Raw genomic sequence first — 14,930 nt, 5'->3', positions numbered from 1 at the left:
TTCTCTTCGCATGAAGCCTGCCGCGAGGAAACGGCTGACAACATCGGCGGCCGTGCCCGCGCGCCCTCGCGCCGAAGCTCAGCGCGCGAGCATCTCATCGACCCAGGCGGGCACCAGTTCGCTCGCCGGTCCCTGCCGCGCCTCGTCGAAGACCCGGCTGCCCCGGGAGGCCTCGAGGTTGAGCTCGAGCGTCCGTGCGCCCTGCGTCGCGGCCTCCTCCACGAATCCGGCGGCGGGATAGACCTCTCCCGAGGTGCCGATCGAGACGAAGAGATCGGCGCGCGCGAGCGCCTCCAGGATCTCGTCCATGCGGTAGGGCATCTCGCCGAACCAGACGACGTCGGGCCGCGTGGCCGGCGCGCCGCAGGCCGGGCAGGGGTCGGCCGGGTCCATCGTCTCGGGCGCTGGCCAGCGGTGATCGCAGATCGCGCAGAGCGCCCCGTCGAGCCGGCCATGCATGTGGACGACGTTGCGCGCCCCGGCCGCCTCGTGCAGCGAATCGACGTTCTGGGTCACGATCAGCACGTCGCCCGGGAACTCGGCCTCAAGCCGGGCGAGCGCGCGATGGGCGGCGTTCGGCGCGGCGGCCGCGGCCTGGGCTCGGCGCGCGTCGTAGAACTCCAGCACCCGTGCTGGGTCGCGCGCCCAGCCCTGCGGTGTGGCCACCTCCTCGAGCGGATAGCGCGTCCAGAGACCGCCTTCGTCGCGGAAGGTGCCGAGGCCCGACTCCGCGCTGATGCCGGCGCCGGTCAGAATCACCACCTGCAAGGACCTCAGCCCTCCTCGTAGAGTTGGCGCGCCACCATCCAGCTCACCGGGAAACCGCCGAAGAAGCCCGCGAGCGCCGCGATGACGATCGGCCAGAGCGTGCCGTAGCCCGCCACGAGCACCGCGATGACCGCCGTGCCGGCGAGCGTCGCGCCGATGAAGATGTGCAGAACGAGGGCCAGCTTGAACATGGTGCTCCGACTCCGGTTTTTCGTCTCGTGCAGGAGACTTGCATCCGTGCGCATGGCGGGCCTTGATCCATGTCAGGGAGAATTTGCGCGGCGCGCGTCATCAATGATCGACCCCCGGGGGATAAAAACCGCCCGGTCGCGTCCCTAGATTAGCAGAAGCGTCCGGCGCAATCGCAGTGAGGAGCACCCATGCATATCGAGGTCAGGACCGACAATCACATCAACGGCGACGAAAGGCTGCAGGAGGTGGTGGAGCAGGCGGTGCGCAACGCGCTCGCCCCGCTGGAGAAGCGGCTCTCGGCCGTCGAGGTGCACCTCAAGGATCTCAACGCCGAAAAGGGTGGCGTCGATATCCGCGCCAGCATCGAGGCGCGTCCCGAGGGTCTGCGCCCCTTCGGCGCGCATCATGACGACACGAGCATCGAGGCCGCGGTGCGCGGCGCGGCGCGCAAGATGCGCCATCGCCTCGACAACGAGTTCGGCAAGCTCTCGGACAGGCGCTGACCGATCCGGGGCGCCGTCCCGCCCGTAAACCCGGGAAAGGAGGCGCCCCGATGCAGATCATTTCGCTCTACCTCGTCACCGCGGCGGTCTTTCTGATCCTCGACGCGGTGATGCTCAACCTCGTGATGAAGCCGCTCTTCGAGGCGCGGATCGGCCCGATCATGGCCGAGACCCTGCGCCTGGGCGCGGCGGCGGCGTTCTATCTCGCCTATGTCGGCGCGTTGCTCTACCTCGTCTCGCTCCCGGCGCTGCGGGCGGGCGATCCCGGGCAGGCGCTCGTCGCCGGCGCGGTGCTGGGCTTCGCGGCCTACGGCACCTACGAGTTCACCAGCTACGCCATCCTGCGCGACTGGCACTGGAGCATGGTGGCCGCCGACGTGACCTGGGGCACGGTGCTCACCGCCGTCTCGGCCTGGGCCGGCGTGGCGGCGCTGCGCGCCTTCGGCTAAAGCCTGCGCGTGACAGCCTGTCATGCCCCTGTTACCGTTTCTTCATGAAACTGTTACACGGGATCGTGGCAGGCGTGCTTCTTCTTGCGGTTTCCGGCGCGGCGGACGCCACGTCGCCGATCGCGGAGGTGCTTTGCGAGCCGACCGATCGCATGCAGCGCAAGCTGACCGAGCAGTTCGGCGAGCGCCGCGCGGCCTCGGGGCTGCGCGGGCCCGAGCAGGTCATGGAAGTCTGGACCGACGCCGACGGGGACTGGACGCTGGTCCTGCGCTACGCGCACGGGCTCTCCTGCATCGTGGCGATGGGCGAGCACTGGCAGTCGCTCGACGGCCCTGCCGCCGGGCGCGGCTGAGCCCGCGATTGACTCGCCGCCCGGCGCCGGTAGCCTGACCAAGGTGTCAGAAACGGGGGACAAGCCATGCGCATCGCACGGATCGCCGCCGCCGCCGGCCTGATCGCCGCCGCCGCCGCGGCACGGGCCGAGATCGTCAACGATGTCTGGGTGGGCGACCAGTCCACCGCGCTCGAGAGGCCGGTCTTCGCCTATCCCGCGGACCGGAACTTCTGCCCCGACGGGCTGGTCCCGGTGGTGGCCGGCGACGCGATCGCCTGCGGCACGCCGACGGCGCCCGGTTGAGGTCTGATCCCCGCGCGGCGCCGCGCCCGGGGAGGCGGGCCGCGCGGTCTACAACGGACGCCTGCCCGCGCGGCCCGGCCTTGGCATCGCCCGGACGGGCGCGTATACGCCCGCCCTGATCCAAGGGGAGCCGGGCGATGCAGGGCAGCGCGAACCTCAACATCATGATCAAGGCCGCCCGCCGTGCCGGACGGTCGCTGATCAAGGATTTCCGCGAGGTCGAGAATCTTCAGGTCACGGCCAAGGGCGCGGGCGACTTCGTCAGCCGCGCCGACATCGCGGCCGAGCGCGTCCTCAAGCAGGACCTGCTGGGCGCGCGGCCCAACTACGGCTGGCTGGCCGAGGAAGGGGGCGAGACCCCCGGCGCCGACCCGACCCGCCGCTGGATCGTCGATCCTCTGGACGGCACGACCAATTTTCTGCACGGCCTCCCGCACTGGGCCATCTCGATCGCGCTGGAGCACAAGGGCCAGATCGTCGCGGCCGTTGTCTTCGACCCCGCGAAGGACGAGATGTTCTACGCCGAGAAGGGGCAGGGCTGCTGGCTCAACGATTCGCGGCGCCTGCGCGTCTCGGGGCGCAGCCGCATGACGCAGGCGATCTTCGCCACCGGCGTGCCCTTCGGCGCCAAGCGGACTCTGCCGGCGACGCTCCAGGATCTCGCGCGGCTGATGCCCGAATGCGCCGGTGTCCGGCGCTGGGGGGCGGCCTCGCTCGACCTCGCCTATGTTGCCGCCGGCCGCTACGACGGTTACTGGGAACGGGAACTGCAGATCTGGGATCTGGCGGCCGGATCCCTGCTGGTGACCGAGGCCGGCGGCCTCGTCGGCCCGCTGCGCGAGAACACCGATCCGCTCGAGCACGGCGAGATGATCGCCGCCAACGGCGCGCTCTTCGACCCCTTCTCCGCGATCATCCGAAACGCGTGAACGGCGGGTGCGCCCGGTCCTTCCTGTTGCGGAACATACCCTGGGGGGGGGACAGCCCCCTTGGCGGCCCCTCAGACCGCCTCAACGGTTGCGCCGCCGCCCGGCGGAAGGGACGCGCGACGGCCGCCAGCGATAGGTGGCCTCGGGGTGCGGCGGCTCGCCATGCGTGCGCCGCCAGTAGCTCGGCCCGCCGCGCCTGAGCCACAGCGGCAGGGTCAGCAGAAGGCCCACGAAGAAGCCCCCCGAATGCGCCCAGTAGGCGACGCCGCCCGCATCCGGGTCCGCACCCACGCCGCTGAAGAGCTGGATCGCGAACCAGACCCCCAGCATCAGCCAGGCGGGCACCGGCAGCACCCTGAAGATGATGACCAGGATGATCAGCACGTCGACCCGCGCGCGCGGGAACATCAGCAGATAGCCCCCCATCACCCCCGCGATCGCGCCCGAGGCGCCCACCATCGGCACCTGCGAAAAGGGGGCCGAGACCGCCTGCGCCAGCGCCGCGCCGATGCCGGAGGCGAGATAGAAGCCCAGGAAGCCGCCGTGGCCCATCTCGTCCTCCATGTTGTCTCCGAAAATGAAGAGAAACAGCATGTTGCCGGCGAGATGCAGCAGCCCGCCGTGCAGAAACATCGAGGTGACGAGCGTGTAGATGCCCTCGCCCGAGGTGAGCCGCGCAGGGGTCAGCGCCCAGTCGTAGAAGAATTGCCCGAGCGCCCGCTGATCCGCGAAAAGCCCGGCATAGGCGAGAAAGACGCCGATGTTCGCCGCCATCAGGGCGTAGGTCACATAGGGCGTCCGCCCCGAGGGATTGTGATCGCGGATCGGAAACATGACAGGCAAGCTGTGGGCTTGCCCCCGGACAGTCAAGCGCGCGCGTGGCCGCGGCCCGATGGCCCGCTCCTCGGTCCCTTGCGGTCCCTCGTCGCGCGCGACCCTATGCCGGCCAACCTGCCGGATCACTGCGGCCGACCTGGGCGCCCCGGCGTGTCAGGCGCGGCGCGGCGGTCAGGCTCCGCCCGGGCCGCCACGCGCGAGAAGCGCCCGATAGGTCGCGCCGAGCGGTCTCCGTCAGGCTGCGCCGGCCAGCAGCGCCGCGTTGCCGCCCGCCGCCGTGGTGTCCACGCAGACGTGGCGCTCCGTCAGCACATGCGCCGGGTCCGGCAGGCCGGTGACCAGCGGCACCAGCGGCCCGTCGCGGGCGGCGAGCGCCCGGTCCAGCGCGCGGGCGGCCTCGGCGTCGCCCCACCACAGGACGAGCGACAGGGGCGCGAGCCGCGTCAGCGCCTCGGGGGGCACGCTCCCCTCGGCCTCCACCGCCACCCCGCCCAGCGCGCGCACCGCTCCGGCCTGCGCGGCAGTCGCCTCGGCGCCGGGTCCGAGGCAGAGCGCGGGCAGGCGGGGCAGGGTGGAAAGTCGGTTCGACTCGCCCGTGGGGCCCGGCAGCGTTTCGGTGCGCCGCGGCGGGTCTGTCGGGGCGGCCTCCTTCAACGCCCGCTCGAGCGCCGCGACGTCCTGCCCTGTTTCCCAGGCCGCCCCCTGCATCGGGGGCTCGGCCTTCGTGAAACGAGGCAGGTAGTGCGGCCCGCCGGCCTTTGGCCCCGTGCCCGACAGCCCCTCGCCGCCGAAGGGCTGGCTGCCCACGATGGCGCCGATCTGGTTGCGGTTGACGTAGATGTTGCCTGCATGGATGCGGTCGGCCACGTGCTGCACCCGGTCGTCGATGCGGGTCTGCAGCCCGAAGGTCAGCCCGTAGCCCGTGCCGTTGATCGCGTCGATCACCTTGTCGATCTCCTCGGCCCGGAAGGTGGCGAGGTGCAGGACGGGGCCGAAGACCTCGCGCTCCAGCGCGCCGATGCCGGGCACGCGGATCAGCGCGGGGCCGACGAAGCTGCCGCCGTCGGGCGCCTCGAGCTGGTGGATCACCCGGCCCCCGGCGCGCGCCGCATCGATGTAGCCCGCGATGTCGCGCTGCGCTTCAGGGTCGATCACCGGGCTCACGTCGGTCGCGAGCGCCCAGGGGTCGCCCGTCACCAGCGCGTCCATCGCGCCGGTCAGCATCTCGGTGAACGCCTCCGCGATGTCCTCCTGCACGTAGAGGCAGCGCAGCGCCGAACAGCGCTGGCCCGCGGACTGGAAGGCGCTCTCGACGATCGCCTGCACCGCCTGTTCCGGGAGCGCCGTGGAATCCACGATCATCGCGTTGAGCCCGCCGGTCTCCGCCACAAGCGGCGCGCCGGGGGCGAGGTTCTCCGCCATGGCCGCGCGGATCTTGCGCGCCGTGTCGGTGCCGCCGGTGAAGGCCACGCCGTCGGTGCGTGCATCGGAGGTGAGCGCCGCGCCCACGTCGCCCGCGCCGGGCAGGAGTTGCAGCGCCGAACGCGGCACCCCCGCCTCGTGGAAGAGCTGCACCGCGCGGTGCGCGATCAGCGGCGACTGCTCGGCAGGCTTCGCCAGCACCGCGTTGCCGGCTGCCAAGGCCGCGGAGACCTGCCCGGTGAAGATCGCCAGCGGGAAGTTCCAGGGCGAGATGCAGGCGAAGCGGCCGACCGGCGCGGCCTCCGGCGCGTGGGCGGCGTAGTAGCGCAGGAAATCCGCCGCCTCGCGCAACTCGGCGACCGCATCGCGCACCATCTTGCCCGCCTCGCGGGCGCAGAGCGCGAAGAGTTCGCCATAGTGCGCCTCATAGAGGTCCGCCACCCGGCGCAACACCTCTGCCCGCTCCGCCGCGGGCGCGTCCCAGGTCGCGGCCGTGTCGAGCGCGGTGTGCACGTCCCTTTCGCTCGCCCAGGCGACGCGGCCCACGATCTCGGCATGGTCGGCCGGGTTGCGCATCTCCTGCGCCGGCTCGGGCAGCGCCTCCGCGGCGAGCAGCGGCCCCGCCTCCCAGACATGCGCGCGCCAGGGATCGCGCGCCCGGTCCATCGCGTCCAGCGTCGGCGGGTGCGCGAGGTCGAAGCCCATCGAGTTCGCCCGCTCGGGCAGGAAGAGCTCGGGCCCCGTGGGGATGTGCGGGCGCTCTTCCGCGAGCGCGTCGAAGGGATCCTTCGCCACCTCCTCGGGCGGCACCTCCTCGTCCACGATCTGGTTGACGAAGCTGGAGTTGGCGCCGTTCTCCAGCAGCCGCCGCACCAGATAGGCCAAGAGGTCGCGGTGCGCGCCCACGGGGGCGTAGATGCGGCAGCGGGTGCCCTCGCGCGCCCGCACGAGCTCGTGCAGCGTCTCGCCCATGCCGTGCAGGCGCTGGAACTCGAAGGCGTCGCGGTCCTCGCCCATGTCGAGGATCGCCGCCACGGTGTGCGCGTTGTGCGTTGCGAACTGCGGATAGAGCCGGTCGGTCATGCCGAGGAGCTTCCGCGCGCAGGCGAGGTAGGAGACATCCGTCGCGGGCTTCGCCGTGAAGACGGGGAAACCGTCGAGCCCCGCGACCTGCGCGCGCTTGATCTCGGTGTCCCAGTAGGCGCCCTTCACCAGCCGCACCATGAACCGCCGGTCCAGCCGCTCGGCCAGGTCGTGCAGCCAGTCGATCACCGGGCCCGCGCGCTGGCCGTAGGCCTGCACCACCACGCCGAAGCCGTCCCAGCCGGCGAGCGTGTCGCAGGCGAGCACCCGCTCCATCACGTCGAGCGAGAGCGACAGGCGGTCCGCCTCCTCCGCATCGACGTTGAGCCCGATGCCCGCGGCCTTCGCCCGCTGCGCGAGCGACAGGAGGCGCGGCGCGACCTCCTCCATCACGCGGGCGCGCTGGGCTTCCTCGTAGCGCGGCGAGAGGGCGGAGAGCTTGACCGAGATGCCGGGGTTGTCGCGGATGTCGCCCGTGGCCGCGGTGCCGATGGCGTCGATGGCCTGCGCGTAGGCGTCGAAGTAGCGCCGCGCGTCCGCGTCGGTGCGCGCCGCCTCGCCCAGCATGTCGTAGGAATAGCTGTAGCCCTTCGCCTCCTGCGCCGAGGCGCGCTTCATCGCGCTTCGGATCGTCTCGCCCAGCACGAACTGCCGCCCCATCTCGCGCATGGCGCGCCCCACGGCGGTGCGGATCACCGGCTCGCCCAGTCGCTTGACGGCGCCGCGCAGGGCGGCCACCGGCCCCGGTTCGCGATCCTCGCGCAGCACGCGGCCTGTCAGCATCAAGGCCCAGGTCGAGGCGTTCACCAGCGGCGAGGTCGAGTGCCCTATGTGCCGGCCCCAGTCCGACGGCGCGATCTTGTCCTCGATGAGCGCGTCGATGGTCTCGGCGTCGGGCACCCGCAGCAGCGCCTCGGCGAGGCACATGAGCGCGATGCCCTCGTCGGTCGAGAGGCCGTATTCGGCGAGGAAGACCTCCATCAGGCCGGGCCGCGTGGTGCCGCGGATGTCGCGGACCAAGCTGGCGGCGGCGGCGGAGACGCGCGCACGATCCTCTGGCGAGAGCGCGGCCTCGCGCGTCAGGCGCGTCAGAACCTCGTCCTCCTCGGCATAGGTCGCCGCGTCGATGGCGGCGCGCAGATCGGCGGTGTCGCGGGGCATGGGGCACCTCCTGTCGTTTCACATAGTTTATCACCATGACGGCAGGCGATTTTCCCGATACGCTCCGATCAGTGGACGAAACGACGGAGTTTGCTCCTTGGCGCAGGATGAACGGGTATCGGGCGGGCTGGACAGCTTCGACCGTGCGATTCTGGATGAACTCGCCCGCGACGGTCGGGTGAGCGTCACGGACCTCGCCCGTCGCGTCGGACTGTCGAAATCGCCGGTGCAGGCGCGGCTCAAGCGGCTGGAAAGCACGGGCGTGATTCGCGGCTACCGCGCCATCCTCGACCCGATCCGGCTGAACCGCGAGCATGTGGCCTTCGTCGAGGTCAAGCTCACCGACACGCGCGAGGCGGCGCTCGAAGCCTTCAACGCCGCCGTGGCAGCGGTGCCCGAGATCGAGGAGGCGCATCTGATCGCCGGCAGCTTCGACTACCTGCTCAAGGTGCGCACGCCCGACATGCGCGCCTATCGCGCCGTGCTGGCCGAGCGCATCTCGACCCTGCCGCATGTCGCCAATACCTCCACCTACGTCGCCATGCAGGCGGTGAAGGAGAGCGGGCCGGTCGATGCCGGCTGACGCGCATGTGTCTTGATCGGCGGGGCAGGGGCGGGGATGCTTGTTCCATGCGTGCCCTCATCGCCCTTGTCCTGCTCGCCGGCCCCGCGCTGGCCGAGTGCCCGCCGCCGCCCGATCATTCCGAGGCGCTCTCGAAGCTCTACGACCGGATGCAGGCCGCGCCCGATCCGGCCACCGCGCAGCCGCTCAACGACCGCGCCTGGGAACTCTACACCGACGCGCCGGACGAGGCGGCGCAGGCGGTGCTCACCCGCGGCATGCGGATGCGCGAAAGCTGGGACCTGCTGGGCGCGCTGCAGGCCTTCGACCGGCTGATCGACTACTGCCCCGACTGGGCCGAGGGCTGGAACCAGCGCGCCTTCGTGCACTACCTGAACCAGAACTTCACCGCCGCGCTCGACGACCTGAACGCGGCGCTGGAGCGGTCCCCGCGCCACCTCGGCGCGCTCTCGGGCAAGGCGCTGACGCTGACGGCGCTGGGCCGCGAGGCGGAGGCGCAGGCAGTGCTGCGCGCGGCGCTGGCGCTCAACCCGTGGCTGCCCGAGCGGAGCCTTCTGAAGGGCGAGGAGCTCTGACTTCCCCGCCGCCGGCGGCCCCGTTATGGTCACCCCCGGCCCGCGTGGTGGAACGGTAGACACAGGGGACTTAAAATCCCCAGGCCGATAGGCCGTGCGAGTTCGAATCTCGCCGCGGGCACCAGCGCCAAACCCTGCCAGGGTGCGTGGAGTTGAGGGCCCATGAAGCTCACCTTTCTCGGCACCCGCGGCGAGATCGAGGCGCGGACGGCGGCGCACTGGATGCACAGCGCGCTTCTGGTCGAGTATTACCACAGGCGTGTGATGATCGATTGCGGCGCGGACTGGCGCGGCCGGATCGAAGACGTCGATCCTCATGCGATCCTGCTCACTCACGCGCACCCCGACCACGCCTGGGGTCTGAAGGACGGCGCGCCGTGCCCCGTGCACGCCACCGATGCGACATGGGAGGACATTGGCGGCTATCCGATCGATCGCCGCGCCGTCGTGACGCCGCACAGGCCGACCGGGATCGAGGGCATCTGCTTCGAGGCCTTCGAGGTGGAGCATTCCACCCGCTGCCCCGCCGTGGGCTATCGCGTCTCGGCCGGGCGGGTCACGATCTTCTACGGTCCCGACCTGGTCTACATCCACGCGCGGGAGGCGGCGCTCGCGGGCTGCCACCTCTATATCGGGGATGGTGCGACGCTCGACCGGTCGATGGTGCGCAAGCGCGGCGCGCACCTGATCGGGCATACGCCGGTGCGCACCCAGCTCACCTGGTGCGAGCAGGAGGGCGTGCCGGAGGCGATCGTCACCCATTGCGGCACGCAGATCGTCGAGGGCGACGCCGCCGCGATCGACGCGCGGCTGCGGGACTGGGGGCGCGCGCGCGGCGTCGCGGTCAGCGTGGCGGTGGACGGGATGACGCGGGTGCTGCGCTGACGCGCGCGGCGCCTGCCTCTCCGACTTGTCCCGCGCGGCGTCGCGGTCTAGCCTCCGCCCGCCGCGATCAGGGAGGGGCGCGTGGCCCGCAACATCCTCTTTGTCATGTACGACCAGCTCCGGTTCGACTACCTGGGCTGCTACGGCCATCCGCATCTGAAGACGCCGAATTTCGACCGCGTGGCGGCGAAGGGGGTGCGCTTCACCGAGGCCTACGCGCAGTCGCCGGTCTGCGGCTCGTCGCGCATGTCCACCTATACCGGCCGCTACGTGCATTCGCACGGCGCGGCCAACAACAACTATCCGCTGCGCGTGGGCGAGATCACCATGGGCGATCACCTGCGCGCGCTCGGCATGGGCTGCTGGCTGATCGGCAAGACGCACATGACCGTGGACGCGGAAGGGATGGCGCGCCTCGGTCTCGCGCCCGACAGCGTGATCGGCGCGCGGCAGGCCGAATGCGGCTTCGACGTCTGGATCCGCGACGACGGGCTGTGGACCAACGGCGCCGAAGGCGCCTACGACACGCGCCGGTCGCCCTACAACGAGTATCTCAAGGCCAGGGGTTATCCGGGCGAGAACCCCTGGGCCGATTTCGCCAACGCCGGGCTCGAGGGCAATCAGGTGGCATCGGGCTGGTTCATGAGGAACGCCGCGAAGCCCGCCAACATCCGCGACGAGGACAGCGAGACGCCGTGGCTCACCGACCGGGCCATCGACTTCATGGAGCAGGCGAGCGGTCCTTGGTGCGCTCATCTGAGCTACATCAAACCGCACTGGCCCTACATCGTTCCCGCGCCGTGGCACGACCTCTACGGGCCGGAGCACGTGTTGCCTGCGGTGCGCTCGGAGGCGGAGCGCGAGCATCCGCACCCCGTCTATGCCGCCTTCATGGAGAACCGTGTGGCCCAGAGCTTTTCCCGCGACGAGGTGCGCGAAACGGTGATCCCCGCCTACATGGGCCTGATCGCGCAGGCCGACGCGCAACTCGGCCGCCTGCTCGACTGGCTGGAGGAGACGGGGAGGGACCGCGACACCGTCATCGTGCTGACCTCGGACCACGGCGACTATCTGGGCGATCACTGGATGGGGGAGAAGGATCTCTTTCACGACTGTTCGGTGAAGGTGCCGCTCATCATTCACGATCCCTCGCCCGAGGCCGACGCCACCCGCGGCACGACCTGCGATGCGCTGGTCGAGGCGATCGACCTGCCGGCCACCTTCATCGAGATGGCCGGCGGAGAGGTGCCGCGCCACATCGTCGAGGGCCGCTCGCTGATGCCCTTCCTGCGCGGCGAGGCGCCCGAGGACTGGCGCGAGGTCGCGGTCAGCGAATACAACTACGCCCACACGCCCGTGCGCGAGAAGCTCGGCGTCTCCGCTCGGGACGCGCGGCTCTTCATGCTGGCCGACCATCGATGGAAGTTCGTGCACGCCGAGGGCGGGTTCCGGCCCATGCTCTTCGACCGGGCGGCCGACCCCCAGGAGCTGACCGACCTCGGCGGCGATCCGGCCCACGCCGGGGTGATTGCGCGGATGTACGAGCATCTTGCGCGCTGGGCGCGACGCGATTCACAGCGCATTACCCAGTCGGACGCGCAACTCGACCGGCGCATGCGCTCGGGCGCGATGCCGAAGGGTATTCTGATCGGCGTCTACGACGAGAGGGAAATCCCCGACGCCTTTGTGGCGCCCTACCGCCACGACATTCCGACCGGCTGACGCCCGGCCCGGAGGCGATCAGCGGCGGCGCAGCCGGATCACGACATCGACCTTCGAGATTTCGGCACCCTCGGGCGCCGACGGAAGGCGGGTGATCTCGAGCTCGTCGTGCGGGGCATCCGAGAGGCGGCCGTCGTCTTCCCAAAAGAAATGCGGGTGATCATGCGTGTTGGTGTCGAAGTAGCTCTTCGACCCGTCCACGGTGATCTCCTTCATCAGTCCCGCGTCGCAGAAGGCGCGCAGCGTGTTGTAGACGGTCGCCAGCGACACCTTTTCGCCGCTGTCCTGAACAGCGGCGAAAAGGCTTTCGGCCGTGACATGCCTGTTGCGGCCGTCACCGACAAGCAGTGCCGCCAGCGTCAACCGCTGCCGCGTCGGGCGCAGCCCGGCGCCGGACAACCATTCCGCCCCGCGGTTCGTCGCCTCGGGTGTCATATGGCCTCGCCTTTCGTCCACACTGACGCAATATAGAGCGCGAAGGCGGCATGTTTCAACGGAAAACGCCGTTCTTTTATGGCCTTCGCGCCATGCCGCACGCACTTGCAGGACCCTTCGGGCCGGTGATAGGGGAAACCAGCCATGCAGACCAGCATCGAGGAGCACGCCCGGATGGCGGACTATCCCACCAGCTTCGACAAGGAGGGTCTGCTGCAATGCGCGCGCGGGGAGCTTTTCGGCCCCGGCAACGCCCAGCTCCCCGAGCCTCCGATGCTGATGATGGACCGGATCACCGATGTCAGCGCCGACGGTGGCGCGCACGGCAAGGGCCATGTCATAGCCGAGCTCGACATCCACCCCGACCTGTGGTTCTTCGCCTGTCATTTCCCCGGCAACCCGGTCATGCCCGGCTGCCTGATGCTCGACGGGCTCTGGCAGCTGACCGGATTCAATCTCGGCTGGCGCGGCTGGCAGGGGCAGGGCTTCGCGCTGGGCGCGGGCGAGGTGAAGCTCACCGGCATGGTGCGCCCGGACCGCCGGCTCGTGCGCTACGTCGTGGACTTCACCCGCGTGATCGAGCGTCGGCTCAAGATGGGCGTCGCCAACGGGCGGGTCGAGGCGGACGGGGAAACCGTCTGCGAGGTCAGGGACATGAAGGTGGGACTCGCCACCGCCGAGGTCTGAACCGCCGCAGAGGAGTGCGCCCATGCGCCGTGTCGTCGTCACCGGGCTCGGCATCGTCTCGTCCATCGGGACCAACGCCGCCGAGGTTCTGCAATCGCTCCGCGAGGGGCGCTCCGGAATCACCGCCAACGCGGAGATGAAGGAGCACGGCTTTCGCAGCCAGATCGCGGGCGCGATCGACCTCGACGTGAGCGCGCATGTCGACAAGCGGACGCTGCGCTTCATGGGGCCGGGGGCGGCCTATGCGCATATCGCGATGCAACAGGCCATCGCCGACGCGGGGCTGGAAGAGGCCGACATCGTGAACGAGCGCACCGGCCTCGTCGCCGGCTCGGGCGGACCGTCCACCTCGGCGATGCTGGCTGCGCATCAGACGGTCCTTGAAAAAGGCAGCCCCAAGCGCATCGGCCCCTTCGCCGTGCCGAAGTGCATGTCGTCGACGATCAGCGCCAACCTCGCCACGGCTTTCCACATCAAGGGGATCAACTACTCGATCACCTCGGCCTGCTCGACCTCGCTGCACTGCATCGGCAACGCCGCCGAACAGATCATGATGGGCAAGCAGGACGTGATGTTCGCCGGCGGCGGCGAGGAGCTCGACTGGACGCTGTCGTGCCTCTTCGACGCGATGGGTGCGATGAGCGCCAAGTTCAACGACAGGCCCGAGCGCGCCAGCCGCGCCTTCGACGCCGATCGCGACGGCTTCGTGATCTCGGGCGGCGGCGGCATCGTCGTGCTGGAGGATCTGGAACGCGCGAAGGCGCGCGGTGCGAAGATCTACGCCGAAGTCACCGGCTACGGCGCCACCTCGGACGGGCACGACATGGTCGCGCCGTCCGGCGAGGGCGGCGAGCGGGCGATGCGCCTCGCGCTTCAGACGCTGCCGGAGGATCGCAAGGTCGGCTACATCAACGCGCATGGCACATCGACGCCGGTGGGCGACGTCGGCGAAGTCGAGTCGGTGCGTCGCATCTGGGGCGAGGGCGCGACGCCACCCATCAGCTCGACCAAGTCGATGACCGGCCACAGCCAGGGTGCGGCCGGGGCGCAGGAGGCGATCTACTGCCTGCTGATGCTCGAGCATGATTTCATCACCCCCTCGATCAACGTCGAGACGCTCGATCCCGGCATCCGGCCGGGTGAGATCGCGACCGTGCGGGTCGACGACGCGGGACTGGACACGGTGATGACCAACAGCTTCGGTTTCGGCGGCACCAACGGGTCGATGCTGCTGAGCAAGTATCACGGGTAGGGGCGGGCGATGGCGGAACAGCTTGCAGGCAAACGCGGTCTGATCATGGGCGTCGCCAACGACCGCTCGATTGCCTGGGGCATCGCACGGGCCATGCACGCCGCCGGGGCCGAGCTCGCCTTCACCTATCAGGGCGAGGCCTTCGGCAAGCGGGTCGAGCCGCTGGCGGCCTCGGTCGGCTCGGACATCCTGCTCGACTGCGACGTGACCGACGACGCGGCGATGGACGCGGCCTTCGAGGCGCTGGCGGCGCGCTGGCCGACGATCGACTTCCTCGTGCACGCCATCGCCTATTCCGACAAGTCGGAACTGACCGGTCGCTTCATCAACACCACCCGCGACAACTTCAAGCATTCGCTCGACATCTCGGCCTATTCCTTCATCGACGTGGCCCGCCGCGCCCAGCCGCTGATGAAGGACAACGGGGGCGCGCTCATCACCCTGACCTATCAGGGCTCGAACAAGGTGGTGCCCAGCTACAACGTGATGGGCGTGGCCAAGGCCGCCCTCGAGGCGGCGACGCGCTATCTCGCCAACGACCTCGGCCCCGAAGGCATCCGCGTCAACGCGATCTCGCCCGGCCCGATGAAGACCCTCGCAGGGGCGGCCATCGGCGGCGCGCGGCGGACCTACAAGCACACCGCGACGAACGCGCCGATGCGGTCGAACGCGACGCTGGAGGCGGTGGGCGGCACGGCCGTCTGGCTCGTTTCCGACGCAGGCGCCTTCACGACCGGAGAGATCGTGCACGTGGACGGCGGCTTTCACGTCCTCGGCATGCCGCAGCTCGAGAACCTCTGACAGGCCGC

At 70.2% G+C, this 14,930-nt stretch carries 17 protein-coding genes and 1 tRNA gene; 13 read left to right on the top strand and 5 right to left on the bottom strand.

The annotated features are described in order from the left end of the window. Positions 1-78 precede the first annotated feature (78 nt). Both DRV85_RS12935 and DRV85_RS12930 read right to left on the bottom strand, forming a co-directional pair. Positions 79-768 carry an NAD-dependent deacylase gene (locus DRV85_RS12935; protein ID WP_233495509.1) on the bottom strand — a complete coding sequence of 230 codons (690 nt, stop codon included), beginning with the start codon at positions 766-768 and terminating at the stop codon, positions 79-81. A gap of 5 nt (positions 769-773) precedes the next feature. Continuing rightward, positions 774-959, bottom strand: coding sequence for a CTP synthetase (locus DRV85_RS12930; protein ID WP_113289891.1), 186 nt, complete (start codon positions 957-959; stop codon positions 774-776). Positions 960-1,148: 189 nt separating this feature from the next. Between DRV85_RS12930 and DRV85_RS12925 the strand changes: the two genes are divergently transcribed. The 5 genes from DRV85_RS12925 (at position 1,149) to DRV85_RS12905 (ending at position 3,479) form a co-directional block, all read left to right on the top strand. Further along, complete coding sequence (locus DRV85_RS12925; protein ID WP_113289890.1) at positions 1,149-1,463, top strand: HPF/RaiA family ribosome-associated protein; 315 nt, start codon at positions 1,149-1,151, stop codon at positions 1,461-1,463. Between the two features lie 50 nt (positions 1,464-1,513). Beyond that, positions 1,514-1,912, top strand: a complete 399-nt coding sequence (locus tag DRV85_RS12920; protein WP_113289889.1) for a DUF2177 family protein — start codon at positions 1,514-1,516, stop codon at positions 1,910-1,912. Between the two features lie 44 nt (positions 1,913-1,956). Further along, on the top strand, positions 1,957-2,265 hold the full coding sequence (locus DRV85_RS12915; protein ID WP_113289888.1) for a hypothetical protein: 309 nt from the start codon (positions 1,957-1,959) through the stop codon (positions 2,263-2,265). A gap of 66 nt (positions 2,266-2,331) precedes the next feature. Then, on the top strand, positions 2,332-2,550 hold the full coding sequence (locus tag DRV85_RS12910) for a hypothetical protein (RefSeq protein WP_113289887.1): 219 nt from the start codon (positions 2,332-2,334) through the stop codon (positions 2,548-2,550). A gap of 137 nt (positions 2,551-2,687) precedes the next feature. Further along, complete coding sequence (locus tag DRV85_RS12905; RefSeq protein WP_113289886.1) at positions 2,688-3,479, top strand: inositol monophosphatase family protein; 792 nt, start codon at positions 2,688-2,690, stop codon at positions 3,477-3,479. 81 nt (positions 3,480-3,560) lie between these two features. Here the strand turns inward: DRV85_RS12905 and DRV85_RS12900 are convergent, their stop codons facing one another. Beyond that, entirely contained in the window at positions 3,561-4,313 is a 753-nt protein-coding gene (locus tag DRV85_RS12900; protein WP_113289885.1) for a rhomboid family intramembrane serine protease, read from the bottom strand. Between the two features lie 237 nt (positions 4,314-4,550). Beyond that, a complete protein-coding gene (gene putA, locus DRV85_RS12895) occupies positions 4,551-7,982 on the bottom strand; it encodes a bifunctional proline dehydrogenase/L-glutamate gamma-semialdehyde dehydrogenase PutA (RefSeq protein WP_113289884.1) in 3,432 nt (1,143 codons plus the stop codon). 97 nt (positions 7,983-8,079) lie between these two features. Between putA and DRV85_RS12890 the strand changes: the two genes are divergently transcribed. The 5 genes from DRV85_RS12890 (at position 8,080) to DRV85_RS12870 (ending at position 11,747) form a co-directional block, all read left to right on the top strand. Further along, positions 8,080-8,565: an Lrp/AsnC family transcriptional regulator gene (locus tag DRV85_RS12890; protein ID WP_233495508.1), complete on the top strand. Its 486-nt coding sequence runs from the start codon at positions 8,080-8,082 to the stop codon at positions 8,563-8,565. Between the two features lie 47 nt (positions 8,566-8,612). After that, the gene (locus DRV85_RS12885; RefSeq protein ID WP_113289883.1) at positions 8,613-9,140 is read left to right on the top strand and encodes a tetratricopeptide repeat protein; all 528 of its coding nucleotides are present in this window, start codon (positions 8,613-8,615) and stop codon (positions 9,138-9,140) included. A gap of 38 nt (positions 9,141-9,178) precedes the next feature. After that, positions 9,179-9,264 (top strand) — tRNA-Leu (locus tag DRV85_RS12880). Positions 9,265-9,302: 38 nt separating this feature from the next. Beyond that, positions 9,303-10,025 (top strand): MBL fold metallo-hydrolase, encoded by a 723-nt coding sequence (locus DRV85_RS12875; RefSeq protein ID WP_113289882.1) that lies wholly within the window; start codon positions 9,303-9,305, stop codon positions 10,023-10,025. Positions 10,026-10,106: 81 nt separating this feature from the next. Next, entirely contained in the window at positions 10,107-11,747 is a 1,641-nt protein-coding gene (locus DRV85_RS12870; protein WP_275401723.1) for a sulfatase-like hydrolase/transferase, read from the top strand. 18 nt (positions 11,748-11,765) lie between these two features. On the opposite strand, the gene irrA is transcribed toward DRV85_RS12870, so the two are convergent. Then, the gene (gene irrA / locus DRV85_RS12865) at positions 11,766-12,182 is read right to left on the bottom strand and encodes an iron response transcriptional regulator IrrA (RefSeq protein ID WP_113289881.1); all 417 of its coding nucleotides are present in this window, start codon (positions 12,180-12,182) and stop codon (positions 11,766-11,768) included. Positions 12,183-12,356: 174 nt separating this feature from the next. Here irrA and fabA point away from each other — a divergent pair, with 174 nt between their 5' ends. Genes fabA through DRV85_RS12850 form a run of 3 tightly spaced genes read left to right on the top strand, consistent with a single transcriptional unit; the run spans position 12,357 to position 14,922 of the window. After that, positions 12,357-12,869 (top strand): bifunctional 3-hydroxydecanoyl-ACP dehydratase/trans-2-decenoyl-ACP isomerase, encoded by a 513-nt coding sequence (fabA, locus tag DRV85_RS12860; RefSeq protein WP_113289959.1) that lies wholly within the window; start codon positions 12,357-12,359, stop codon positions 12,867-12,869. Positions 12,870-12,891: 22 nt separating this feature from the next. Beyond that, complete coding sequence (gene fabB / locus DRV85_RS12855) at positions 12,892-14,121, top strand: beta-ketoacyl-ACP synthase I (protein ID WP_113289880.1); 1,230 nt, start codon at positions 12,892-12,894, stop codon at positions 14,119-14,121. Between the two features lie 9 nt (positions 14,122-14,130). Next, on the top strand, positions 14,131-14,922 hold the full coding sequence (locus DRV85_RS12850; RefSeq protein WP_113289879.1) for an enoyl-ACP reductase FabI: 792 nt from the start codon (positions 14,131-14,133) through the stop codon (positions 14,920-14,922). Positions 14,923-14,930 lie beyond the last annotated feature (8 nt).

This window comes from Rhodosalinus halophilus, from assembly GCF_003298775.1.
Lineage (GTDB): Bacteria > Pseudomonadota > Alphaproteobacteria > Rhodobacterales > Rhodobacteraceae > Rhodosalinus > Rhodosalinus halophilus.
The sequence above is the reverse complement of the archived record's forward strand: the minus strand, read 5'-3'. Positions and strand labels throughout refer to the sequence as shown.

Excerpts from the sequence above, each read along its gene's own strand:
- DRV85_RS12930 (WP_113289891.1), bottom strand. The coding sequence starts at position 959 with ATGTTCAAGCTGGCCCTCGTTCTGCACATCTTCATCGGCGCGACGCTC.
- DRV85_RS12915 (WP_113289888.1), top strand. The coding sequence starts at position 1,957 with ATGAAACTGTTACACGGGATCGTGGCAGGCGTGCTTCTTCTTGCGGTT.
- putA (WP_113289884.1), bottom strand. The coding sequence starts at position 7,982 with ATGCCCCGCGACACCGCCGATCTGCGCGCCGCCATCGACGCGGCGACC.
- fabA (WP_113289959.1), top strand. The coding sequence starts at position 12,357 with ATGGCGGACTATCCCACCAGCTTCGACAAGGAGGGTCTGCTGCAATGC.
- DRV85_RS12905 (WP_113289886.1), top strand. The coding sequence starts at position 2,688 with ATGCAGGGCAGCGCGAACCTCAACATCATGATCAAGGCCGCCCGCCGT.
- DRV85_RS12920 (WP_113289889.1), top strand. The coding sequence starts at position 1,514 with ATGCAGATCATTTCGCTCTACCTCGTCACCGCGGCGGTCTTTCTGATC.
- DRV85_RS12850 (WP_113289879.1), top strand. The coding sequence starts at position 14,131 with ATGGCGGAACAGCTTGCAGGCAAACGCGGTCTGATCATGGGCGTCGCC.
- DRV85_RS12910 (WP_113289887.1), top strand. The coding sequence starts at position 2,332 with ATGCGCATCGCACGGATCGCCGCCGCCGCCGGCCTGATCGCCGCCGCC.
- irrA (WP_113289881.1), bottom strand. The coding sequence starts at position 12,182 with ATGACACCCGAGGCGACGAACCGCGGGGCGGAATGGTTGTCCGGCGCC.
- DRV85_RS12900 (WP_113289885.1), bottom strand. The coding sequence starts at position 4,313 with ATGTTTCCGATCCGCGATCACAATCCCTCGGGGCGGACGCCCTATGTG.
- DRV85_RS12875 (WP_113289882.1), top strand. The coding sequence starts at position 9,303 with ATGAAGCTCACCTTTCTCGGCACCCGCGGCGAGATCGAGGCGCGGACG.
- DRV85_RS12925 (WP_113289890.1), top strand. The coding sequence starts at position 1,149 with ATGCATATCGAGGTCAGGACCGACAATCACATCAACGGCGACGAAAGG.
- DRV85_RS12885 (WP_113289883.1), top strand. The coding sequence starts at position 8,613 with ATGCGTGCCCTCATCGCCCTTGTCCTGCTCGCCGGCCCCGCGCTGGCC.
- fabB (WP_113289880.1), top strand. The coding sequence starts at position 12,892 with ATGCGCCGTGTCGTCGTCACCGGGCTCGGCATCGTCTCGTCCATCGGG.